Raw genomic sequence first — 22,306 nt, forward strand, 5'->3', positions numbered from 1 at the left:
GCAGCGCTTCATTTTTCTGCTTAATAAATTACTAATTTTAGCCGCCTTAAAAGTGCTCATCAACATATGATTCAGATTATACCTTCAATTTCTATCATCAACGGTAAGTTGACCCGACTAAAACAGGGTGATTATTCCCGAGAAACTGTATATAAAGACAGCCCGATAGACATTGCTAAACAATTTGAAGACTATGGCATCCGTAAAATCCATATAGTAGACTTGGACGGTGCCCGAAAGGGAAGCCCAGTGAACTATCATATTTTGGAGAGCATAGCTGGTTATACCAATCTAAAGATAGATTTCAGTGGTGGTATCAGAACGGATGGCGATATAAGCAAAGCCTATGAGCATGGCGCCACCTCTATTACAGCCTCTTCTATTGCAATTAACAAAAGAGAGCTTTTCTCTTCATGGCTAATGTCTTACGGAAGAGAGAAAATCACACTTGGTGCCGATGCTAAAAACGGCAAAATAACCATTCGTGGCTGGCAAGATGCTACTAACTTCGACCTAGAAGAACATATTGATTACTTCTATATGCGAGGCATCAAGTATGTAAAATGCTCTGATGTTGAGAAAGACGGAATTCTTGAAGGCCCGAACTTCGACCTATACAAAAAGGTAGTGGCTCTTTTCCCTCATATTAATTTCTTGGCCAGTGGCGGTGTGAGATCTGTGGATGACATTAAGAAACTTGCGGACCTTGGAGTTAAGGGAGTTATTTTCGGAAGAGCGTATTACGAAGGCAACCTGACCCTGAAGGACATAGAATCTCTAACTAAGTAGTTAGAATTCTAAAATTAGCCTCAGGGTTACATTTATACCCATTTCATCAGCGTAGTACCTAAACCTATTCAGATAATCTCTGTATTCTGTGTTGAATAGGTTATTAACTGAAAGGTTAACCTTAAGTGTATTGGACCATATCTGCTTTTCAAAACCAGCAGAAACATCTATCAGCAAGTAAGCATCTGGCACCTCCAGTATGTCAAAAACTGACTGGTCTCCTTCAAACAAATCTGAGCCCTGATCATTCGAATCACGAATTTCAGCTATAGAAACTACTCTAGGATCATTCCTTTGCCTATCAGTATAACTTGCATCTAAACCAAAGTATGAATTCTCAAGTCCTTTTATCTTCAAATCGTATTCAATTCCGCTTGATATTGAATTAGCAGGAATATTAATTAAAGGACTTTTAGACACCCTGTCTTGGGCATAGATAAACGACACTTTGCTCTCACTTTCTAACCTCTCGGACAATTTATACTTTAAGTCGAAATCTAAACCTGAAAGAAGAGCATCAGTCTGTCGGTACCTAAATACAGGAAACGCCCCTCTAATTGTCAAGCTCACATCTTCTGGCCTTAAATAAATGTAGTCCGTTATGTAATTGATATAGCCAGACAAAGTCAAACTATACCTGTCTACGGACTTTTCTATGCTTGTAATCCACTTTACAGACTTTTCACTCTTTAACTGGTCATTTCCTTCTTCAATAGCTGCAGAGCCATGATGTAGCCCCTCGCTATACAGCTCATTTACGTGAGGTGCTCTCCAAGCAGTTCCAATATTGGTTCTTAACTGAAAGTCATTTGGTAAGAAGAAAAGAGCACCAACAGAACCAGTAAGATTATTGAAATCGAACTCCGGTTTGAGTAAGTTATTCTGCCGATCGAATCTCTTTATTAAATAATGCCTAAAATCATAACGCGCTCCAGCCTCCAATTCATAACTCGGCTTAATGAATCTAGCAATTAAATGAGCACCAGCCACCCAGTTTTCAAAATCAGGAATTAACGGCCGAATACCAGTTTCGGAGTCGTTTTCATTATTCTGATACATGAAACTAGCTCCAACATCCCACTTCCAGTTACCTCTGTGCCTCATATCAAAATCTAGGTCCAAGGTATGAGTGTAAAGGTCCAACGAAAGTGCTGGTATAGTCGATCTGCCTGCTCTCCTAATGTCATACTCCTGCCTAGAGTTCACTTGCATTCCATATTGCACTGAAAACTGACCCAAGTCAGAAACCTCTATATGGCCATTTGCTTTTAGGAGTTTGTGGTTAACTGCCTGATAAGGGTTATTAATGTCGTAGCTAAAATCTTCTATGAACAGAGGCTGCTCACTGCCAATTGCTCTTTCTAAATCTGTTAGGTTGCCAATATGTGCACTTCTTAATATGGCTATTTCGGCATCGAAGCTACTGAAGAACAACTCAGCACCTAAATTATCTTCATGATAACCAACGCCTATAGAATAGTTGTTCTCGAATGTTCCAGTATTGGTTAGCCTATAATCTGATGCTCTAGCATCTCCAGCCCTTTTATAAGTACCCTGAACTCTCCACCCAAAACCTTCTAAGCCTTTAAGACCACCTTCTAGCAATAATGAACCAGCGTACATTCTATTATTCTCCGCTCCAATCCAACTCGCCTTACCAGCTATACCAGGCGTTTTTGGCAATTCTGCTGGATTAACAAGTATAACCCCACCAATTGCATCGGAGCCATATTTAACTGCTGCCGCTCCTTTAATAAGCCTTAGGTTGTTAGCCACAAAGGGGTCTATTTCTGGTGCATGCTCTTGCCCCCATTGCTGACCTTCTTGTCTAATGCCGTTATTAAGAATAAGAATACGATTGCTGTGCAGCCCATGAATTACTGGTTTAGCAATGGTTGGACCTGTCTGAAGCATATTTACCCCTGTAAGACCTGACAGACTTTTACCTAAGGACTCCCCCGCTGTTTTTTCTAAGGCCTTCGTGTTGATTTCGACCCTGCTAATTGTGGCAACTTCTTCTACGGCCTCTTCCTCTACAGTAACTTCAGATAAATCTTGGACATTCACCTCTAACTGAAACTCGAATTCATTTGCACCTACATCTAACAACAGTGTATCTGTCAAAGTAATGAAGCCAACAAAACGAATGGAAATAATTGCCTCCTTATCACAAAGGTTTTCGAAAAGAAACTCTCCTCTTTCATCGGAAACAGTAGCTTTCTCTCCTTCATTATTCAGTATGATAGTTGCAAAAGGAATTGGCTCGCCATCCTCTGTAGAAAACACTTGGCCTCTCAGGTTAAAGTCACAATCTTGCTGAGCAATAGCTCCTTGAAAAAAGAAACAGCCTAAAAATATTACCGCAATCCACACCCGATTCATGAGGCAAAGGTAATGACTCTTGCAACTCTATTGCAAAAGCATCATTAGTATTTACAGGAATGGTTAAAAGGAATTAATTGTCTACCTGCTTGAACTTGTAGAGAAGGTAGTAGATAATGTTAAATGAGAAGTCTTGCTTATTCTCTTTCGGTTTAATTTCTCCCTCTTGAATTGGCCTATTGATAGTGTTTTCAAGCATTGGAGAAGCGTTTCGCTTAGGCTCCTTAACAGGGATATTAAATGGAGTGGCCGTTGGCTGAACAATCTGTTCCATCTCGCCACTTTCAAAAATCAGAGCCGAGTCTTTTTGAGTAATAATTTCATCTGATGTTTTATCATCGACACCGCCCTCCTCTTGAGCAAATACATTTTGCTCAACAAGTAGCAGGGCTACCATAGTAAGAGAAAAAATTGTGACCTTGCGAATCATACTGTCCAAATGAACGCCTAATTTAATTAAAATTTGTATTGGGCTTAACGTTCGGTAGATAATTTTGTTTACTAATTCGTAATAAATGTCAAACCTTTTTTGTGATAAACCGTCATGGAGCTAATTGAATGGAAAGATTTTGAGAAGGTAGAATTGCGCGTAGGAACCGTTCTTTCGGCCAAAATCAACGAATCTGCAAGAAAAAAAGCCTACACATTGCAGATAGATTTTGGTTCTGAAATAGGCACAAAAAAAACTAGTGCTCAAATAACAGATTATTATAAGGAGGAGGATCTTGTAGGCAAACAAATAATTGCTGTTGTCAACTTTCCACCAAAGCAAATTGGCAAGGTAATGTCTGAAGTTTTGGTTACCGGATTTCCAAGTGAAGACGGCAAAGTGGTTCTTTGCTCTCCAGACTTTAAAGTTCCCAACGGATCTAAACTCTTTTAATCGATAGCTTTGAATATAGACCAACTAGCCAAGGTTACTCATGCCGAAGTTTCCGCTCACCAAAAAAGTGAAACGGAAATATTAACGCTGTGTTATGACAGCCGGCAGGCCACACATTTACCCAATGAACTATTTGTAGCGCTTAAAGGTGCTACTCAAGATGGCCACGATTACATTCCTGAATTGCTGAGGAATGGATCGAAGTTCTTTTTGGTTGAAAAAGACATACCTGTGGCTAGTGGAGGCACATTTATAAAAGTAAAGTCTTGCCTTTTGGCCTTGCAACAAATAGCAAGTTATAAGAGAAACCAATTCGAAGGGCGTGTAATTGGAATAACAGGAAGCAACGGTAAAACTATTGTCAAAGAATGGCTCACCTCTGTACTGACTACATCACATGCTGTACTTGCTAGCCCTAAGAGCTTTAACTCCCAACTTGGGGTACCTCTTTCCGTTTGGCCAATTAGCAACAAGTATGACTTAGCCATTTTTGAAGCTGGCATTTCAAAACCTAATGAAATGGAGCCGCTTCAAGAAATACTTTCTCCCGATATAGGAATATTCACCAATATTGGACCGGCACATGAGGAGAACTTCATTAACCTAGAACAGAAAGTAAAAGAGAAACTCAAGCTCTTTAAAAGAGCCAAAACCTTAATTTATGACAAGGACGACCAACTTGTTAGCACATTAATTGACAAACATTTTAATGGTGATAAAATTGGGTGGTCCAGAAAGAGCAATGGTTCAATTTTCGCTCAGAAAGCAAGTAACGGCTTGACAGTAAAATGGGGAGACAAAACACATTACTTCAATACCTCTTTTGAAGATGAGGCTTCTATTCAAAACCTGACCCATGTAATTGTATGTAGCCTATTTTTAGGCATTGAAGACAACTCAATTCAAGAACGTATTGATAGGATAAAACCTGTTAATATGAGGTTGGAACTAAAAAGAGGCATTGAGGGCAATTTTGTAATTGATGACACCTACAATAATGATTTAGCGGGACTGAATAAGGCGCTCAACTTTATGGAGCAACAGCGGTCTCATGAGCAAAAAACGCTCATACTTTCAGACTTTATACAGTCCAAAGTGACTCTCGAAGACTTTGCCAAACTCAACGATCTTCTCATTTCTAAAGGAGTAGATCAGCTGATTGGCGTTGGCCCCCAACTATCCGAAGCAAGCTCATGCTTTACAATTAAATCTCGTTTCTTTGAATCGACCGAGGCGTTAATCAACTCAGACATACTAGATCAACTCAACAACCAGTTGGTATTAATTAAGGGCTCTAGGAAGTTCGCTCTTGAGCGAGTATCACTGCTTCTTACAGAAAAAGTTCATAAAACCCGGCTAGAAGTCAACCTAGACGCGGTAAGACATAATCTTCATTTTTATAAGTCCCTATTAAAGTCGAGCACTAAGGTGATGGCTGTAATAAAGGCCATGGCTTACGGCTCAGGAAGCACCGAAATTGCTAAACTATTAGAATACAATAAGATAGATTATCTGGCAGTTGCCTATGCTGATGAAGGGGTAGCCCTAAGAAAAGATGGCATCGACACGCCAATTATGGTAATGAATCCATCTGAAGATGATGTCTACGCCATGGCTAGGAATAATCTTGAGCCAGAAGTACATGGAGTAAGCCAATTAAAGCACTATTACGATGCTTTTAAATCGCTAGGCCGAACGCTACCCGTGCACCTTGTGATTAATACTGGGATGAACCGGCTAGGCTTTAACGAAGGCCAAATCAAACAGCTAAAAGAAGTATTAAGCCTGATGCCTGACCTAGAAGTGAAAAGTATTTTTTCTCACCTAGCCGCATCTGACGAAGCTGAACACGAAGGGTTTTCCCTCACACAAATAGAAAGCTTTAAGCAAATAGCTACTGATATAACCTCTATACTAGCTAATCAGCCTTTATTACATATCCTGAACTCTGGAGGAATTACTCGTTTTGCTGAACATCAGTTAGACATGGTAAGACTAGGCATAGGGCTCCATGGAGTAGAAGTTAATGAAAGGCTTCAGAGTCAGTTGATGAGACCGGCACAACTGAAGACCATCATTTCACAAACTAGAGAGGTAAAAGCGGGAGAGAGTATTGGTTATGGCAGAAAAGGAAAGGCCGTACAAGACATGACTATTGCTGTGATGGCCATTGGTTATGCCGATGGTTACCTAAGAGTGTTTGGCAATGGCAATGCCTATGTTTCCATCAACCAGCAGAAAGTAAAAACAATTGGCAATGTGTGCATGGACATGACCATGATTGACATAACTGGTCTTTCAGTAAAAGAGGGAGATGAGGTTACTGTTTTTGGAAATAGCCCTACAGTATCGGAACTTGCAAGATGGGCCAACACCATTCCGTATGAAATACTAACTAATGTAAGTGGAAGGGTACAAAGAGTGTTCTATGCTGAATAGTCAACCTCCACAACCTATGTTTCTTTTCAAATCTACATCCTTAGGAAAACCACCAAAATCAAAACCAGTATCATCCTCTTCTTTATCGTTTTTCACTACTTGAGGCTTCTTGGTATTTTGCTCTTTTTTTAAAGCTTTCTTTTTGCTTTTAGCCATAGACATATAACTGTAAATTGCATTAATTAATTCAATTGAATTGAACTGGTTAAAAACTCAATTCCAACCTGTAGATAACTCACCACTTATTCTTTTTAGAATCTGTTTCGGGCTACTCATTTTTCTAGAAAGCTTTGGTGCTACACTTACAGGCTGGGTAAATACAGCACTAATTGAGCCCACATTCAACTTCACCCTAATTGGTTTAGAATGGCTACAACCACTGGATGGCCCATGGATGTATATTTACTTCTATGCTATGGCCTTATGTGGACTAATGGTGATGTTTGGCTTTTATTATAAGGCAGGTATGGCGGGCTTCACCATTCTTTGGACCCTAGTCTATTGGATGCAGAAATCTCACTACAACAATCACTATTACCTACTCATTCTCTTGTGTGTATTTATGCTCATAGTACCTGCACACGCCTATGCATCTTACGACTCAAAACGCTGGAACTCTGTAGTCTCCACTACTTGCCCAAAATGGTGCATTAATATCTTCATTTTACAAATGTGGATAGTTTTTACGTTTGCCGCATTGCATAAAATTTACCCTGGCTGGCTCAATGGAGATTTTATTGGAATGAACTTCAAAGCAAAGTCAGACTATTGGCTCATTGGCGAGTTGCTACAAAAAGATTGGCTTCAACAGATGGTAATTTATGGTGGCATTTTCTTTGACGGTCTAATAGTCTATTTCCTGCTCTGGAAGAAAACACGAAAAGCTGCATTTATCATAGCCGCATTTTTTCACCTATTTAATTCAGCGGTATTTCACATTGGTATTTTCCCATATCTAATGATAGCCCTAATGGTTTTCTTCTTCGAACCAGAAACAATCAGACGCACTTTCTTTAGAAAAAAGCCAATAGTTCAGCTGCAGAAGAACCTTCCAAACCTTACCCCTAGTTGCCTAGTCTTGGTAGGCATATTTGGACTTTATTTTGCGTTACAGATTTATCTTCCACTTAGAAATCACCTTTATAAAGGAGACGTTTTTTATACAGAAGAAGGGCATAGACTTTCTTGGAGAATGATGCTAAGATACAAGTCGGGTTATACTAACTATATGATTAGAGACTTAGCTACAGACTCTACTTGGACGGTAAAACCAATTGAGTTCCTTACTCCGAAACAATCATCATCACTATCTGGCCATCCAGACATGATCTGGCAGTTCGCCCAGTATTTAGAGCGCGAATATCAAGAGCAAGGCATTGAGGATGTAGAAATAAAAGTAGAAGCATTTGTACGCCTCAATAGAGACCCGATGGTAAGGCTCATAGACCCAGAGGTTGACCTGAGCCAAGTAAGATGGCAACCCTTAAAACACTCTCCTTGGATACTAAGCCCCAATAATTAGTTCCAACGGTTTTGTTTAGACCAACCTGTCTGCTAAATTGCCGCTCTTTATAATTAATCTAAATAAGTCTTGAAGAACGTCACCCATTTAAAGCTGCACGAAAAAGCCGTGATTAAGGGTTTCACGGACGAAGTTCTTTCTGTGAAATTAATGGAAATGGGCTGCTTACCAGGTACAGAGATATCGCTAGAACTTATAGCACCTTGGGGCGACCCAATAGCTATTGAAGTTGCTGGCTATCAGCTTTCATTGAGAAAATCAGAAGCTTCAAGCATTCTTATCGAAGACTAGAATTAATGGCATCTAAGGCAGATTTAAAAATAGCACTGGTTGGAAATCCAAATTCTGGTAAGTCAACCTTGTTCAATTTACTTACAGGACTTAAGCAAAAAACCGGAAACTTTCCTGGAGTAACTGTAGATAAGAAATCCGGTTCTTTCAAGCTTCCTGACGGAAGAATTGCTGAACTGACGGATCTGCCTGGCACATACAGTATTTATCCAAAAACGCTCGATGAGCAGATAGTTCAAGAGGTACTTCTAAATCAAGAGCATCCGCAACACCCAGACGCACTAATTGTAGTAGCCGATGCCACCAACCTAAAGAGAAACTTATTACTCTTTACTCAAATTCGGGACTTAAATATTCCTTGTGTTCTAGTGTTGAACATGATGGATTTAGCGGAGCGCAAAAAACTCAAGTTCGACTTAAGATCCCTTTCAATAGACCTAGGGGTTAAAATAGTAGCAACAAACTCGCATTCTGGTTTAGGAGTAGAAACCTTAAAGAACATTTTAACTCAAGAACTTAGGGTTCCAAAAAAACCTTTTTACCCGGTTCGGTCTTTGGCTGAAGACACTATAGACAAAATAATGTCTTCTTTCGACATAGCTGAAGACTATAGAGCATACCAATATGCCCAGCAAAATGTAAAGTTGAACTTCTTAAGTGAAGAACAACGCAAGCAAATAGAGCAAATAAAAAGCGATACGGGTTTTTATGACGTCCCTACTCAATCGCAAGAGGTTCTTGGCCGCTATACGCTTATTTCAGAGACAGTAGATAGAAACATTAAAACCAACGATGTCAAAGAATTAAGTCTATCTCAAAAAGCAGATAAAATCATAACTCATAAATTCTTTGGTTATGCCATATTTGCAGCCATTCTCCTACTCATTTTCCAAGCCATATTCGCTTGGTCAGAATGGCCAATGACCTTTATCGAAGAAATAATGGCTGGCTTCTCTTCTCTTGTCAGTGAAGCACTCCCAGAGGGAGTTGTGAGAGATTTACTGACAGATGGAATAATCGCAGGCTTAGCAGGTGTAGTGGTTTTTATTCCTCAAATAGCCCTTCTTTTTGGTTTCATTAGTCTTTTAGAAGAGTCTGGCTATATGTCTCGCGCTGTATTTTTAATGGATAGAGTTATGCGAGCCTTTGGTTTAAATGGCAAAAGTGTAGTGCCCCTAGTTTCTGGTATGGCATGCGCCATTCCCGCCATTATGGCCACTAGAAGTATAGACAGCTGGAAGGATAGAATCATCACTATTTTTGTTACGCCTTTCATGAGTTGCTCGGCAAGACTGCCCGTTTATACCTTACTAATTGCCTTAGTTGTGCCAGAGCAAGAGGTTTTGGGCTTTTTGAACCTACAAGGACTAGTACTTACCGCTTTGTATCTATTGGGAATTATTGCCGCGGTTTTATCTGCTTGGGTAATGAAATTCATCCTCAAAACTAAGCAGAGAGGCTATTTCATTATGGAATTACCTACCTATAAAGTACCACAGTGGAAGAACGTGCTTCTTACTATCTATGAAAAGTCTACAACCTTTGTTTTTGAAGCAGGTAAGGTGATTGTGGCCATCTCGATTATATTATGGGTACTCGCCTCTTATGGGCCTGGTGAAGACTTTGATAATGCTGAGCAGATTGTTAGATCAGAAATGCCATCTGGAACAGAAGAGGAGATTGAAAATGCCATTAGCGCCTACGAACTAGAGCACTCTTACGCTGGGGTTTTTGGTAAATTCATTGAGCCTGCCATAAGGCCTCTAGGCTATGACTGGAAGATTGGAATAGCACTTATCACATCTTTTGCTGCCAGAGAAGTATTTGTAGGCACTATTTCTACCATTTATAGTATAGGAGCTGACGAAGAGGATGAACTCACCATCAAAGAAAAGCTCAGCAAGGAAGTTGATCCAAGAACCGGAGAGAAGATGTATACACCAGCCTTAGGTTTTTCGCTTATGGTTTTCTATGCTTTTGCCATGCAATGTATGAGTACTTTAGCAGTAGTATATAGAGAAACCAAGGGTTGGAAATGGCCTTTGCTTCAAACCATTTACATGTCTGCTGTAGCATACTTGGCTGCCTTTGTAACCTACAATATATTTAGTTAGTAGGCCTATAATTTAGGGGGAGAACATCTGAGAAAGCTCCCCACCTCCACCAACCACCAAAAGTAACGTCACGCGGGCTTAGAAACTGCCCTGGAAAGCTCACAGGGGTTTCCTTCTTGTCAAAAAAGATAATTGACTTTTGGAAGAGCTCTAGCTCATCCAACTCCAGACCGAAAACCTGATAGCTTGTTAGGCTTTGATTGTCCGACAATGAAATAGAGGATCTTGCTTTCTTATCCGTATACTTATAATTACCGCTTTTAGAGGTACTTCTATACAGTTTCTTATAGTCATCATCTTCAAATTCTCCTCTATAGGTAACCTCTATATCACCTACTGTTTTAAGCCTATATAAGTATTCCTTTTCGGTTTTCTCAATCTGTAGTATTTGATCGAGCGGTTGCGGATTAAGTGGTGTGGTATATTCTGAAGTTACTGAATCGTATTGAATAATATTAACCCTAAAACCTTCTGCTTCCAACCTCCCCATAATCAAGGCATTCAAAAAATGAAGTACAGAACCGTTGTAAGCTTGCTCTCTAGCCTCCTCCCATCTTCTATATTGCCTTCTAGATTTTGGCTCTAATTCCTTAAACTGCGCAGAGCCTATATTTACTTTAGTCCCATTCTCAAATTTAAATTCCTCTAATAAATAACCTATTCTAAAGCCTAATGCCCTATTTTCTATGTAAAGTATGTCTTCAGCAGTAACCTTGTAATTATCAAGGCTATCTATAACCTCAAAATCCAGCACATCGGGATTGATAATTTCACAGTCTTTGGCATTTTCAGATCGGCCTAAGAATTCCTGCTCAAACCGCTTGTAGAGCCGTCTGTTTTCACCACTATTTTTCTTCCTAGATCTGCCTATAACTTGAATACCCTCCAAGGCAATAGGGTCTATCTCCATTTCAATGATGAAGTTTCTGTCCTTCACCTCCTGCTTATAATTAAAAGAGATAGATTTAGACTTATATCCAACATAAGAGACTACCAAGTTGAAGCCAATATCTGGTATATTATCAATTTTGAACCTTCCCTCTAGATCTGTTGGCACTCCTAAAGTACTATTGTCTATAAACACATTAGCAAAGGGTAAGGGCTCTTGGGTCTCCTTATCTAAAACAACTCCCGTAATTGTCCTTTCGCTATATATTCTTTTTAAGATAACAATGGTACCATTTACCTCTCTATAGTAGAGATTGCCTTTGGAGAGCAAGTCATCGAGTAGATATTTGATAGACACATTGTTATAAGACTCATTTATTCGAGTGTCTCTGGGAATGATATTACTATTGTAGGAAAAGCTAAGATTCGCTTCTCTGTTGAGCTGTCGTAAAACCGTTGGCAAGCTCACATCATCGAACTGAATGGACACCTCATTATTAAGGACAGAATTCTGAGTGTCCTGAGCAAATAATTTAATGGCAACGAAGAAGAAAAATGAGACGACAAGCGTTCGATGCATGCACCAATTTAATCGTTACATGCAATTCCGTCTAATTTTATGTGATTTTCTTTATCCTTGGTTATAGTGATGGCAGGAAAAGTCGCTTGTAAGATATCTAAGGCTCCGTCAATAGTTTGGTCATTGACATACAAAGTTGCCTCACATTTTGCTATAGATTCAGCTACTTCAATTTCTACCCAGTAAGTCTTTTGGAGGTCTTTTGCTATATCAGCTAAACTAACGTTTTCAAATTCAAGCTGCTTTGTCCACCAAGCGGAAAAATTGTTGTTCTTCAACTTACCTTTCTGCATTTGAGTACCATCAGCAGAAAGAACTGCCTTCTCTCCCGCTTCTAGAACTGCTGGCTCTCCTTTAGCTTTAGTAGATTTAAAGCCAACCTTACCAGAGGTTACATTCACCTCTACAGATTCATTTTCATAGGCCCTAACTTCAAAGCTAGTACCAAGCACCTCTACTTCGCTATTAACAGTAGATATAACGAATGGTAGGTTCTCGTTTCTTTGAACATCAAAATTAGCTCCGCCCATTAGCGTCACGTTTCTATTTGATTCTCCAAAGGACTCGTCATAACTAATAGAAGAGTTAGCGTTTAGTCTAACTACAGAACCATCTGGCAATGTAACTTCTTCAACTTGATTGGCTGTTTCTACGAGAAGGGGCTCATTATCCGAACCTATCGTAAACCCACCATTTTTAGCTAGAAAGAACCCTGCCGCTGCTACAATAACAATGCTTGCAGCAATTTTTAAGAATGAAAAATTGTTTTTTTCTGGCTTAAGTTGACGTTCTATGGTAAGCTCAGGAGCTATTTTATTCCATGCAGCATCTGAATCGAAGCTATCATTTGTGTAGACGGAACTTACTTCCCACGAGGCAGCACATTTTTGCAGCTCATTGCTAAGCTGTTCATCAGAAAGCAATTCGGCTTCAAACTGCGCTCTTTCTGCCTTTCCCATCTCATCAGCCAGATATTTGGCTATTCGCGTTTCCATTGTATTTCTTGATCTACAATATTCAGACAATTTTATGCATAGATACCCCTACCAAAAAAAGATAAGAGGTAAAAAAATAGTTAAATAATCTCCTAAACTTTCTCTAAGCATCTTCAGAGCCTTACCCATATGTACTTCTACGGTCTTTTTAGAGATGCCCAGCTCATCAGCAATTTCATGATACTTCAGCCCTTCTTCTCTGCTTAACCTAAACACTCGCTGACATTGTGGTGGCAATTCCTCAACTGCATTTTTTATTCTCTTCTGAAGCTCGAAATCTGGCTGATGACTTACAAAGTTTCTTCTTACCTCTTCAATTCTATCTTGCTTGCTGGCCACATGCCGAGCCACTACTTTTCTATGCTTTATGTAGTTGAGTGCGGTATTATAGGCAGCCCTAAACAAATAGGACCTGAAGCTGATATCGGACCGAATCATTTCCCTTTTTTCCCAAAGGTTCACAAAAGTAGCCTGAACAATCTCTTCAGTTGTATCTTGATCTCTAATAATTCTGATCACATACCTACAAGCAGGATCATAATATTCCTTAAAGAGTTTTTCAAAAGCTTTTTTGTCGCCTTTGGCAAATGCCTTTAACAACTGCACTTCGTCTATTACCACACTTAGTTGTTTCTCGATGGGTTGAAGTTATAAAGATTTTACTAATTGCATAGAGGTAGAAAATAAAGGGCTAACCCTAGTTTTGTAAACCCGTATGCTAAAGCTTAAACTAAAGAAAACTTGAAAGAAACAGCCCAAGAGACCTATCAAAAAAGATTCGATGAATTCAAGCAATCTGCCAAGTCATTGAAGTCTGACTCTAATACATTCTCAACATTACGAGTTATTCTGTTTATAGTTTTCACAATCACCTTTGTTTATGCTGCCAATGCTGGGAATAGTGTCTTGCTTCTGTCATCAGTTGTTGTCTTTCTAATTGGCTATTTGGTGCTATTGAAAAAACACCAATCTATAAAAAGACGACTAAAGGTTATGAACAACCTTTCTCAGATAAACTCTGATGAAATTCTGAGAGGGCAATTTAATCTAAGTGGATTTGAAGATGGTATGGAGTTCTTTGTCCCGAGCCACCCCTACCATATGGACTTAGATATTTTTGGAAAGCACTCGCTATATCAACTTATCAATAGAACTTCATCAGTATTCGGAAAACAAATTCTTGCTAACTGGCTAAGTAATCACGCTCCTAAAAATGAGATACTAAAAAGACAGGAGGCTATTAAAGAGCTCACTTCTCAGTTAGATTTAAGACAAGAGTTTCAGGCACAGGGAATGGCTGAAGAAAAGCCTAATAAGGACAGTATTAAAACTCTTTTCAATTGGTTAAAAGAAGAGCAATCCACTAAAAACCGGTCCGTTTATAAAGTGCTCATGGCATTGCTTTCAGTAGCCACTATAACAAGCATTGTCTTAGCGTATTTCTCTGTTGTGGCAATAGGCTTACCCATTTTACTGATTTTCATAAACATTGGAGTATTGAGCACTCTTTTCCAAAAGCTCTTGGCCATCACTAGACAAACAGAAAACGGCTATAAGTCTCTTCGTTCATTAAAAGCACAAATTGAGTTAATAGAAAATGCAGAGGTAAAAAGCACAGTACTTCAAGAACTGAAATCCCCATTAAGTAACGGAAACAAAAAGGCCTCTAAGTTACTGCAGGAGTTATCGGGCATCTTGGATAACCTTCAGAACAGAGCTAATGTGCTTTACCAATTACTCAATGCGATCTTGCTTTTAGACATATTTTGGTATCTAAAGATTAATAAGTGGAAGGAAGAGAACGAAGCAAACCTAGAAGAGTGGTTTGAAGTAATAGGAACCATAGATACTCTTATGAGCATTGCTGGCTTTGCATTCTCTAACCCTGATTATCAGTATTCAGAAATTGCCGACACACCTCATACTATCCGCGCAGAAGAACTCGGACACCCGCTTATCAACTCAAACAAAAGGGTGAGTAACAATTTTGATTTCTCTGGTAAGGGCGGAGTTTGTTTAATCACTGGTTCAAATATGAGCGGGAAAAGTACTTTTCTCAGAACAGTAGGAATCAACTGCGTTCTTGGACTTATGGGAGCACCCGTCTGCGCCAAATCAATGCAAGTGGGAGAGCTGAAAGTATTTACTAGTATGCGAACCCAAGACGACTTGGAAGAGAGCGTTTCATCCTTCTATGCTGAACTTAAAAGACTGAAGCAACTTATCGGTCAGATTGATGAAGTACGACCAACACTATTCATGATCGATGAGGTCTTGAAAGGCACAAACTCAGATGACAGGCATAAAGGTGCCACAGCACTTATTAAACAGCTCAACAAAACCAATGCCTTTGGCTTTGTTTCTACACACGACATTGTGCTGGGCAACATGACCAATGAATTGGCAGGAGTAAAGAACTACAGTTTCAACAGTACCATTACCGGAAACGAAATTCATTTCAACTACAAACTAACGCCAGGTTTATGTAAAAGCTTCAACGCCACTAAGCTAATGCAGCTCATGGGTATTGAAGTTGAATAATGCGCCATCAGTTCTACGGAATTACTTATTTTTGGGCTCATTTTTGAAAAATCTATGGCGTTCGATTCTAATGTAAAAATTGGTGTACTTGGCGGTGGTCAGCTAGGCAGAATGATGATTCAGTCTGCGATCGACTTCAATCTCGATGTTCATGTGCTAGACCCAGACCCAAATGCTCCGTGTAAAAACATCTCTACCAGTTTCACCAATGGCTCACTTACCGATTTTGATACTGTAATGGCTTTTGGGGCAGATAAAGAGCTACTTACTATTGAGATAGAAAATGTAAATACTGAAGCATTAAAAGAACTCCAAAAACAAGGCAAGAAGGTATTCCCTCAGCCAGAAGTAATCGAACTAATTCAGAATAAACTGCATCAGAAGCAATTCTATGCAAAGCATGGAATTCCAACCGCTCCATTTCACGAGGTGGCCAATGCAGAGGAAGTGAAAGCTAAGAAAGACTTCCTTCCATTCGTAAATAAGCTGGCAACCGGAGGTTATGACGGACGAGGAGTGCAGGCAATCAGAAATGAAGAAGCCATGGACAAAGCTTTCGATGCCCCTGGCTTTGTGGAAGAAATGGTCGATTTCGAGAAAGAGCTAGCAGTAATTGTAGCTCGAAATGAGGCAGGAGAAATGAAGACCTTCCCTACGGTTGAAATGGTTTTCCACCCAGAGCACAACTTAGTTGAATATCTTTTCTCACCAGCAGAAATCAATTCAGGCATTGAAGAGCAAGCTCAAAAGCTTGCCAAAGAAGTTATCGAAAAGCTCGATATGGTAGGCCTTTTAGCCATTGAAATGTTCCTTACCAAAGAGGGCAAATTATTAGTGAATGAAGTGGCTCCAAGAACCCACAACAGTGGCCACCAAACTATTGAGGGCAATGTTACCTCTCAGTTTGAGCAACACTTGCGAGCAATCTTAAATTGGCCTTTGGGTGACACCACAACGCTATGGCCATCGGCTATGGTGAATGTTTTAGGAGAAGATGGTTTTACTGGAGACGCCAAATATGAAGGCATGTCTGAAGTAATTGCCAAATCTGGAGTTCACGTGCACTTATATGGTAAGAAACTCACCAAACCGTTCCGAAAAATGGGACACATAACCGTGTCTGACCAAGACATGAATGAACTAAGAGAAAAAGTTAATTTCGTTAAATCCACCTTAAAAGTAAAAGCATGAGTAAGGCAGTAGTAGGAATTATAATGGGTAGTCAGTCAGACCTAAGGGTAATGAGAGAAGCTGCTCAAGTTTTAGAAGACTTAGGCGTTGAATTCGACCTTACCATTGTTTCTGCCCACAGAACACCAGATAGAATGTTCGATTATGCCAAGTCGGCCAAAGACCGTGGCTTGAAGGTGATTATTGCTGGTGCTGGTGGTGCTGCTCACTTACCTGGAATGGTGGCTAGTTTAACTACTCTGCCAGTAATTGGCGTACCCGTAAAATCTAGCAACTCTATAGATGGTTGGGATTCTGTTCTTTCCATTCTACAAATGCCTGGTGGTGTTCCTGTAGCTACAGTAGCACTAGACGGAGCAAAAAATGCAGGTATTCTTGCGGCTCAAATTGTTGGCACTTCAGATGAAGCAGTTGCCAATAACTTAACCGAATACAAAGAAAACCTCAGAACAAAAGTAGAAGACAGTATTGAGGCCGTTGCCAAAAGTGGTTGGAAAGCCTAAATACTAAAGTCTGCTTCGTAAGATTCATGGTGGAAATCGAACCAGTATTCGTACTGGCTATACTCCAATACATCGGCTATAAAGCCTTCTGAGGTATTGAAGCTCAAAATGCTCGACTGAGGAATAAACTCCCTTATCTTGATCGCCTGATCAAAAGGGAGCCTAGATATTTGCACATATCCAGTGCCTAAATCTATGTGTGGACTTACTTTCGACATTATTATGCAAGCATAACATATTTTCCGAAAGCAATTGATAAAGAGCTATTTAAGATTTTGTTAATTAGATGAATTCCTTTGTTAAGGTTAAATGAACTCTACTTTTAACCTGTAACAAAGGGCAGGCTCAAGTCGTCTTATGGCCTGCCACCATCATCTTCATCTTCTTTCTTGGCCTGCTTCTTTTTCTTCTTTAGAAGCCCTTCTAATACCCCTTTTGCCTTTTCTTTTACTTCTTCCAATTTTTTATCTACAGAGTCTTTCTCTACCCCTAATTTGCCAGCAGCAACAGCAGCAATACTATCTTTTCTAGACTGAAGAAGACTATCTATTTTCGCCTTGGCGGTATCTGTTTTAGCCTGAATAACCTGTCTGGCCGAATCTTTTGCAACATCTACTTTCTCCTGAACTTCTTGCTTTACCTCTTCCTTTTTCTCCTCTACTTTGGCCTCTACACTTGCCTGAACAGTTTGCTTAATTCCACTACCATCGGCAGAAGCAATGCTCTTCAAAGAGAATTTAGGATCAGAGAAAACTCCACCCATACCAATATTCAAGATGAGGTTATCTCCAGTAAGTTTATTGCTAGTCCCTGTTAAAGACGAAACCAGACTATTCAGTTGAGCTCCCACTTGGCCAGCAGGCACATTCATAGCCAAAGTATAATCTATAGAACCGTCTATTCCAGTACTCCCAGCAATAGTAGTTTTGTAGTCTCCCAAGTTCAGGTCGAATGGCTTAACAAAGAGTCTCCCATCTTTTATTTCAGCAGTCATCTTTACTTTATCTAGGGTGGCTGCCCCCACATCGCTCAATTTTGTAACACTGGCTAAACCAGAGAGTAGATTAGACTGACCCAAGCTAGCCTGTAGAATTTGTATAAGCCCTCCACCAGTAAGACTACTATAGTCAGGCATCATGTCAGAACCCAATGCCCCCTTAATATTAAAGTCAGTGGAGAAAAGCCCTGTCATGTTTTGAGTGACTGGAGCCATTTTTTGTACCATATCTATAGATTGGAATGAAGCAGGGATTGAGATTTCTTGGGCTCCGAACTTGAAATCGAAGGTTGGTTTTTCAGGCTTACTATCATATTCACCAGTAGCCGATACTTTTCCATTTAGTGCATCAAAACCAGCATTATTTAGTGCAACAGCTCCATTTTTAACCTCTATGCGCCCAGCCATATTATTTAGCGTAAGGCTGTTATACTTCACTTGATTCACTCTTGTGGTTAAGTTGAACACTACATTCTCCGGTATTCGCACTACCTCTAGAGGCTCTCCAGATTCGGTAGTTTCCTCAAGCTCATCGGAATCTGTCATCCACTCATTCACATTCAGTTGATCTGCCTCCACACTTAAGGCTCCTGTTAAAACCTCATCGTTAAGAGCAAAACCTAAGTAGTTTTCTATCTTACCGTTCATTTTGTAAGGTGTAGAACCGGCCTTTCCTGAATAGTTCGCTAGGGTAATTGCATTATTATCAAACCTAGCTTCGGCATTTGATATAGTAATTTCTTGCTCAACAGCATCTCCCTTATAGCTAAAGTCCGTCAAAACCAAATCTCCAGATGTTGGAAGTCTACTGTAGCGCTTGGCCTCTAAATCCTTCATATTACCACTGCTTTGCAGGTTGGTATTCACCTTGCCTTTGAGCTGCATTCCTTCCATAGGATACATAGCCATCAGCTTCTCTAAGTCTAAAGAACCACTTGACTTTACGTTCCAAGAAAAATTATCGGGGTTTACCAGCTTAATTTGAGCTACAAACTCTTGACCATCGAGGTTAAGAGAAAGGTTATCTATATTAATTTCAGTGTCTGCCATTTGGCCAGACTTATTGATTACTCCTGAAGCAAGTGTTAGATTTTCGATAGCAGACGGAACATCAGGTGTTTTTATATAGCCGTTTTCTAAACTCAACCCAATATCCATTTTTGGCACAATATTTCTAACGCTGTCATAAACACCGATAGCATCAGCCTTTATGTTAATCAAGCCTCTCATTGCATAACCATCCATAGGGTAATAATTACCGACCTCTGAAAGATTAAGCTGGCCATTTATAGCCGCAGACATTCTATAATCCCTAAGATTCTCAATAAGCAACTTGGCATCTAAAGGGTTAGAACCCATTTCAAGGTGCAGGTTTTGAAGGTCTATGCGCGTGTCTTCAATTACTCCTGTTTTGTTATCTATTGCCACATTGAGTTGAACATTCTTAATAGCATCTGGCAAGTCCGGATACTTGAAGTTTCCATCCTTAATATTGAGACCGAAGTTGAAGGCAGGCATGTTATCGTCATTATAGATGCCATTTAGCGCTCCTGCAAAACTCAAGTTTCCAGTGGCCTGCAACTCATCGAATGACGCTAAATACGCTGGTGGAACTAACGATAGCAATTGCTTGAACTCGGCACCTGGAGAAGAGAAAGAAAGATCCATGCCGTAACCATCTTCTAGCATAGTAAAAGAACCATCTGCAGACAGCGGAAAGTCATTGACCTTAATAACATTGTCTTTAAAGGTGTACTTAGAGTTGGTGAGGTCCATGGAAAGCACCACATCTAAATCGATAGATTTATTATGGAGGTAGTCTACTTCTTGGTAAGTAACTTCAACATCATCAATTCTTCCAGTAGTTTTAAGGTCGAAAATGTCATTAGCAAAATCACCCTCTCCCTTTACATTCATACCACCGAGCTGCATAAAATAACCCAGCCCTTGGTCGAAGTAAACGAACTCGCTATTCGTTATTGAAATAGACTCTAGCCCAAGGCTTACCGAGGCCGATTCTTCATCCTCCACCTGCTCTTCAATAGCTTCAGAAGCCTTGGCAATATCGTAGTTAGCGGTACCATCTTGCAGCACAATGATGGTGATATCTGCCCCATCAGCCGAAACCGATTTCAGGCTAATTTCATCCCCAAAAAGCACCTCCTTCATGTTAACAGTAGCCGATAGCTCTCCTACTTTGAATAACGTATCTTGTTCAAATACCCCTGTACCAATTATCCCCATATTATCTAAGGAGAGCGTGAAGTTTGGGAAGTTCCTAATTAAAGACAGGTTAAAGTCGTCAAAATAGAGTGAAGCCTCAGTATTCTTGGCAAACTCGCTCATAATTAGCTCCTTTATTTTTCCCTTGAAAAATACTGGTATCAGCAGAATGGCTATAAAAATGACAAATAAGAAGCCAACAAAAATTTTGAGAACCTTTTTCATAATTCAGTTTAATTCTATTCAAATTTAAAGAATAAAGGACTCGGCAACCATAAAGCTTACATTCTTCAAGATTAAATAATTTATGAAGAGGCGGGCTCCAAGAAAAAAGGCAGGTAGAGTGAAGAGCTACCCCTTGGATTTTAAGCTTCTGATTCGCTTTGGCCCGTACCAAAGCCACAGTCCTGTTACAGTGAGGAAAACAAGGCCCAAGCCCAATATGTTCATGGAAACGAGCTTGAAGGCATCAGAAATGATTGACCCATCATGTATTGTTTCAATCCAATCAGAATGTCTTTTGGCTACTGAAAGTATCTCAAGGCTGGTAGCATCTACCTGAACCTCCCAGCTTCCAGTATCAAAAATAACTTTAGCAATCCCTTTGGTAGGCCTGTACTCTATTCTATCGAAATTATCTGCCGTCAGACCTAATGAATCAACGGCTAAAAGTGAGGCTCGAGCCAACTCTTCTACTGGCTTGTAAGAAGTGAGCGCTTTATCTACCCCTGATTGAGTAGGAGGTTGAAGTAGATCTACGTTCTTCTTCCAGCCTAGCAAAACACCGGTTAGGGCACTGAGTAACAAGAAAATGGCCAGCACTATACCCATCCACTTGTGAAACTTTCTAAAACTTCTAACCGAATTTACTATGCCCTTGGTACTCATATCAAATGGGCGCAATAACTGTAAAAAGGGGAATTAACGCAAGGGTAATTTTATGTTACCATAATATTACGTAAACATTTACAATAACGTAACACACAGCTAATTTGTAACGTATTATTGTCTATTCTTGGTTAATATTAATTTAATGTTAACTTTGTATTAACCGAAATTTACAACACCATGTTATTTCACATGTATTGGGAGCGAAATGAAGAGATGGATTATTATATGGATACTTGCGTTTACACTGACTAGCACAAAAGGTCAGGAACTAAAAAGTACATCCATACCATCTAATCAAACCTCTGCAATACAAAATCTAAAACCTTATTTAGCACTTCATAATTTAGAGCAAGACACCTTCTTTACTGAAAAGTTTGAAAGGCTAATTCATAAGCTAGAACGACTTAAGAGCAGAAAGAAATCTGATTACGCTTTTCTTAAAGCGGTTTTCTACAAAACTCATACTAGCCTACTGCATGAGTATGACAGGCTGGCCACTATGGATCAAACTCTGGCCAGTGGCAAGTTTGGCTGTTTAACTGGAACAGCCCTGTATGCTATTCTGCTAGATTACTTCGGATATGAATACCGCATTATTGAACTGCCAAACCATGTCTTTCTCCATTTATCTGTAAATGATGACTCTTTTGTTTTTGAGTCTACCCTTCCTTTTGGTGGATTTATGAAAACTACTGCCGAAATGGAAAAACTTCTAGAACAACCATGGGTTAATTATCGTAGAATAAGTGAGTTGAGCACAGTTGGAGATTGGTTCCAAGATTTCAAGATTGTGCCAGGCAACTACAAAACCATAGACCTGAATCAACTTGCTGGGCTTCAATATTTCAACGAAGCAGCAAAATTCTACTTAAACAAAGATTATAAAACAGCGATGGATTTAGCACTAGAAGCCTACGCGCTATATCCTTCGGAAAGAAATGAAAAAATTATGCAACTGATTATTAATAAAATATTGAGATACGACCTGATAAAACAGGAATTGAAAAGCGAATACTTAGACAAGTATGTAACCTCTGTTAAGGGGAAAAAGCTATCGCAAACCAAATAAAGCTAGAC

Annotated in this window: 19 protein-coding genes; 10 read left to right on the top strand and 9 right to left on the bottom strand. The window is 39.7% G+C overall.

Translation table 11 applies throughout. From position 1 onward, the window contains the following. Positions 1-66 precede the first annotated feature (66 nt). On the top strand, positions 67-789 hold the full coding sequence (locus AWW68_RS02160) for a 1-(5-phosphoribosyl)-5-[(5-phosphoribosylamino)methylideneamino]imidazole-4-carboxamide isomerase (protein ID WP_068216103.1): 723 nt from the start codon (positions 67-69) through the stop codon (positions 787-789). On the opposite strand, the gene AWW68_RS02165 is transcribed toward AWW68_RS02160, so the two are convergent. Both AWW68_RS02165 and AWW68_RS02170 read right to left on the bottom strand, forming a co-directional pair. Next, positions 790-3,171, bottom strand: coding sequence for a TonB-dependent receptor (locus tag AWW68_RS02165; protein WP_068216105.1), 2,382 nt, complete (start codon positions 3,169-3,171; stop codon positions 790-792). A 73-nt stretch (positions 3,172-3,244) separates the two neighbouring features. Further along, positions 3,245-3,601, bottom strand: coding sequence for a hypothetical protein (locus tag AWW68_RS02170; protein WP_068216106.1), 357 nt, complete (start codon positions 3,599-3,601; stop codon positions 3,245-3,247). A 114-nt stretch (positions 3,602-3,715) separates the two neighbouring features. Between AWW68_RS02170 and AWW68_RS02175 the strand changes: the two genes are divergently transcribed. Continuing rightward, complete coding sequence (locus tag AWW68_RS02175; protein ID WP_068216108.1) at positions 3,716-4,054, top strand: tRNA-binding protein; 339 nt, start codon at positions 3,716-3,718, stop codon at positions 4,052-4,054. A 9-nt stretch (positions 4,055-4,063) separates the two neighbouring features. After that, complete coding sequence (locus AWW68_RS02180; RefSeq protein ID WP_068216110.1) at positions 4,064-6,493, top strand: bifunctional UDP-N-acetylmuramoyl-tripeptide:D-alanyl-D-alanine ligase/alanine racemase; 2,430 nt, start codon at positions 4,064-4,066, stop codon at positions 6,491-6,493. On the opposite strand, the gene AWW68_RS20215 is transcribed toward AWW68_RS02180, so the two are convergent. After that, positions 6,494-6,649: a hypothetical protein gene (locus AWW68_RS20215; RefSeq protein WP_185101180.1), complete on the bottom strand. Its 156-nt coding sequence runs from the start codon at positions 6,647-6,649 to the stop codon at positions 6,494-6,496. Positions 6,650-6,689: 40 nt separating this feature from the next. On the opposite strand from AWW68_RS20215, the gene AWW68_RS02185 reads away from it, so the two are divergent. The 3 genes from AWW68_RS02185 to feoB all read left to right on the top strand — a co-directional run bounded on the left by AWW68_RS02185 (position 6,690) and on the right by feoB (position 10,420). After that, entirely contained in the window at positions 6,690-8,015 is a 1,326-nt protein-coding gene (locus tag AWW68_RS02185) for an HTTM domain-containing protein (RefSeq protein WP_068216112.1), read from the top strand. Between the two features lie 69 nt (positions 8,016-8,084). After that, positions 8,085-8,306, top strand: a complete 222-nt coding sequence (locus tag AWW68_RS02190; protein ID WP_068216114.1) for a FeoA family protein — start codon at positions 8,085-8,087, stop codon at positions 8,304-8,306. Between the two features lie 5 nt (positions 8,307-8,311). Then, positions 8,312-10,420: a ferrous iron transport protein B gene (gene feoB / locus AWW68_RS02195; RefSeq protein ID WP_068216117.1), complete on the top strand. Its 2,109-nt coding sequence runs from the start codon at positions 8,312-8,314 to the stop codon at positions 10,418-10,420. On the opposite strand, the gene AWW68_RS02200 is transcribed toward feoB, so the two are convergent. The 3 genes from AWW68_RS02200 to AWW68_RS02210 are packed head-to-tail and all read right to left on the bottom strand — an operon-like array spanning position 10,413 to position 13,504. Further along, a complete protein-coding gene (locus AWW68_RS02200; RefSeq protein ID WP_068216119.1) occupies positions 10,413-11,888 on the bottom strand; it encodes a carboxypeptidase-like regulatory domain-containing protein in 1,476 nt (491 codons plus the stop codon). The two genes, feoB and AWW68_RS02200, sit on opposite strands and share 8 nt — an antisense overlap. A gap of 8 nt (positions 11,889-11,896) precedes the next feature. Then, a complete protein-coding gene (locus tag AWW68_RS02205) occupies positions 11,897-12,883 on the bottom strand; it encodes a FecR family protein (protein ID WP_068216125.1) in 987 nt (328 codons plus the stop codon). Positions 12,884-12,931: 48 nt separating this feature from the next. Continuing rightward, on the bottom strand, positions 12,932-13,504 hold the full coding sequence (locus AWW68_RS02210; protein ID WP_068216127.1) for an RNA polymerase sigma-70 factor: 573 nt from the start codon (positions 13,502-13,504) through the stop codon (positions 12,932-12,934). Between the two features lie 120 nt (positions 13,505-13,624). Here AWW68_RS02210 and AWW68_RS02215 point away from each other — a divergent pair, with 120 nt between their 5' ends. Genes AWW68_RS02215 through purE form a run of 3 tightly spaced genes read left to right on the top strand, consistent with a single transcriptional unit; the run spans position 13,625 to position 17,118 of the window. Then, positions 13,625-15,424, top strand: coding sequence for a MutS-related protein (locus tag AWW68_RS02215; RefSeq protein WP_068216129.1), 1,800 nt, complete (start codon positions 13,625-13,627; stop codon positions 15,422-15,424). 54 nt (positions 15,425-15,478) lie between these two features. Beyond that, the gene (locus AWW68_RS02220; RefSeq protein WP_068216132.1) at positions 15,479-16,615 is read left to right on the top strand and encodes a 5-(carboxyamino)imidazole ribonucleotide synthase; all 1,137 of its coding nucleotides are present in this window, start codon (positions 15,479-15,481) and stop codon (positions 16,613-16,615) included. Further along, the gene (purE, locus tag AWW68_RS02225; protein ID WP_068216134.1) at positions 16,612-17,118 is read left to right on the top strand and encodes a 5-(carboxyamino)imidazole ribonucleotide mutase; all 507 of its coding nucleotides are present in this window, start codon (positions 16,612-16,614) and stop codon (positions 17,116-17,118) included. The genes AWW68_RS02220 and purE overlap by 4 nt, the downstream gene beginning before the upstream one ends. Here purE and AWW68_RS02230 read toward each other — a convergent pair. The 3 genes from AWW68_RS02230 to AWW68_RS02240 all read right to left on the bottom strand — a co-directional run bounded on the left by AWW68_RS02230 (position 17,115) and on the right by AWW68_RS02240 (position 21,226). Then, positions 17,115-17,336: a hypothetical protein gene (locus tag AWW68_RS02230; RefSeq protein WP_068216135.1), complete on the bottom strand. Its 222-nt coding sequence runs from the start codon at positions 17,334-17,336 to the stop codon at positions 17,115-17,117. The genes purE and AWW68_RS02230 overlap by 4 nt on opposite strands. A gap of 137 nt (positions 17,337-17,473) precedes the next feature. Continuing rightward, a complete protein-coding gene (locus AWW68_RS02235) occupies positions 17,474-20,563 on the bottom strand; it encodes an AsmA family protein (RefSeq protein ID WP_068216137.1) in 3,090 nt (1,029 codons plus the stop codon). Between the two features lie 126 nt (positions 20,564-20,689). Beyond that, a complete protein-coding gene (locus AWW68_RS02240) occupies positions 20,690-21,226 on the bottom strand; it encodes a PepSY-associated TM helix domain-containing protein (RefSeq protein WP_068216139.1) in 537 nt (178 codons plus the stop codon). A 208-nt stretch (positions 21,227-21,434) separates the two neighbouring features. Between AWW68_RS02240 and AWW68_RS02245 the strand changes: the two genes are divergently transcribed. Next, positions 21,435-22,298 (top strand): hypothetical protein, encoded by an 864-nt coding sequence (locus AWW68_RS02245; protein ID WP_068216141.1) that lies wholly within the window; start codon positions 21,435-21,437, stop codon positions 22,296-22,298. Positions 22,299-22,306 lie beyond the last annotated feature (8 nt).

This window comes from Roseivirga spongicola, assembly GCF_001592965.1.
GTDB classification, from domain to species: Bacteria; Bacteroidota; Bacteroidia; order Cytophagales; family Cyclobacteriaceae; genus Roseivirga; species Roseivirga spongicola.

Coding starts and splice junctions, on each gene's coding strand:
- AWW68_RS02160 (WP_068216103.1), top strand. CDS start 67: ATGATTCAGATTATACCTTCAATTTCTATCATCAACGGTAAGTTGACC.
- AWW68_RS02165 (WP_068216105.1), bottom strand. CDS start 3,171: ATGAATCGGGTGTGGATTGCGGTAATATTTTTAGGCTGTTTCTTTTTT.
- AWW68_RS02170 (WP_068216106.1), bottom strand. CDS start 3,601: ATGATTCGCAAGGTCACAATTTTTTCTCTTACTATGGTAGCCCTGCTA.
- AWW68_RS02175 (WP_068216108.1), top strand. CDS start 3,716: ATGGAGCTAATTGAATGGAAAGATTTTGAGAAGGTAGAATTGCGCGTA.
- AWW68_RS20215 (WP_185101180.1), bottom strand. CDS start 6,649: ATGGCTAAAAGCAAAAAGAAAGCTTTAAAAAAAGAGCAAAATACCAAG.
- feoB (WP_068216117.1), top strand. CDS start 8,312: ATGGCATCTAAGGCAGATTTAAAAATAGCACTGGTTGGAAATCCAAAT.
- AWW68_RS02200 (WP_068216119.1), bottom strand. CDS start 11,888: ATGCATCGAACGCTTGTCGTCTCATTTTTCTTCTTCGTTGCCATTAAA.
- AWW68_RS02205 (WP_068216125.1), bottom strand. CDS start 12,883: ATGGAAACGCGAATAGCCAAATATCTGGCTGATGAGATGGGAAAGGCA.
- AWW68_RS02220 (WP_068216132.1), top strand. CDS start 15,479: ATGGCGTTCGATTCTAATGTAAAAATTGGTGTACTTGGCGGTGGTCAG.
- purE (WP_068216134.1), top strand. CDS start 16,612: ATGAGTAAGGCAGTAGTAGGAATTATAATGGGTAGTCAGTCAGACCTA.
- AWW68_RS02230 (WP_068216135.1), bottom strand. CDS start 17,336: ATGTCGAAAGTAAGTCCACACATAGATTTAGGCACTGGATATGTGCAA.
- AWW68_RS02235 (WP_068216137.1), bottom strand. CDS start 20,563: ATGAAAAAGGTTCTCAAAATTTTTGTTGGCTTCTTATTTGTCATTTTT.
- AWW68_RS02240 (WP_068216139.1), bottom strand. CDS start 21,226: ATGAGTACCAAGGGCATAGTAAATTCGGTTAGAAGTTTTAGAAAGTTT.
- AWW68_RS02245 (WP_068216141.1), top strand. CDS start 21,435: ATGAAGAGATGGATTATTATATGGATACTTGCGTTTACACTGACTAGC.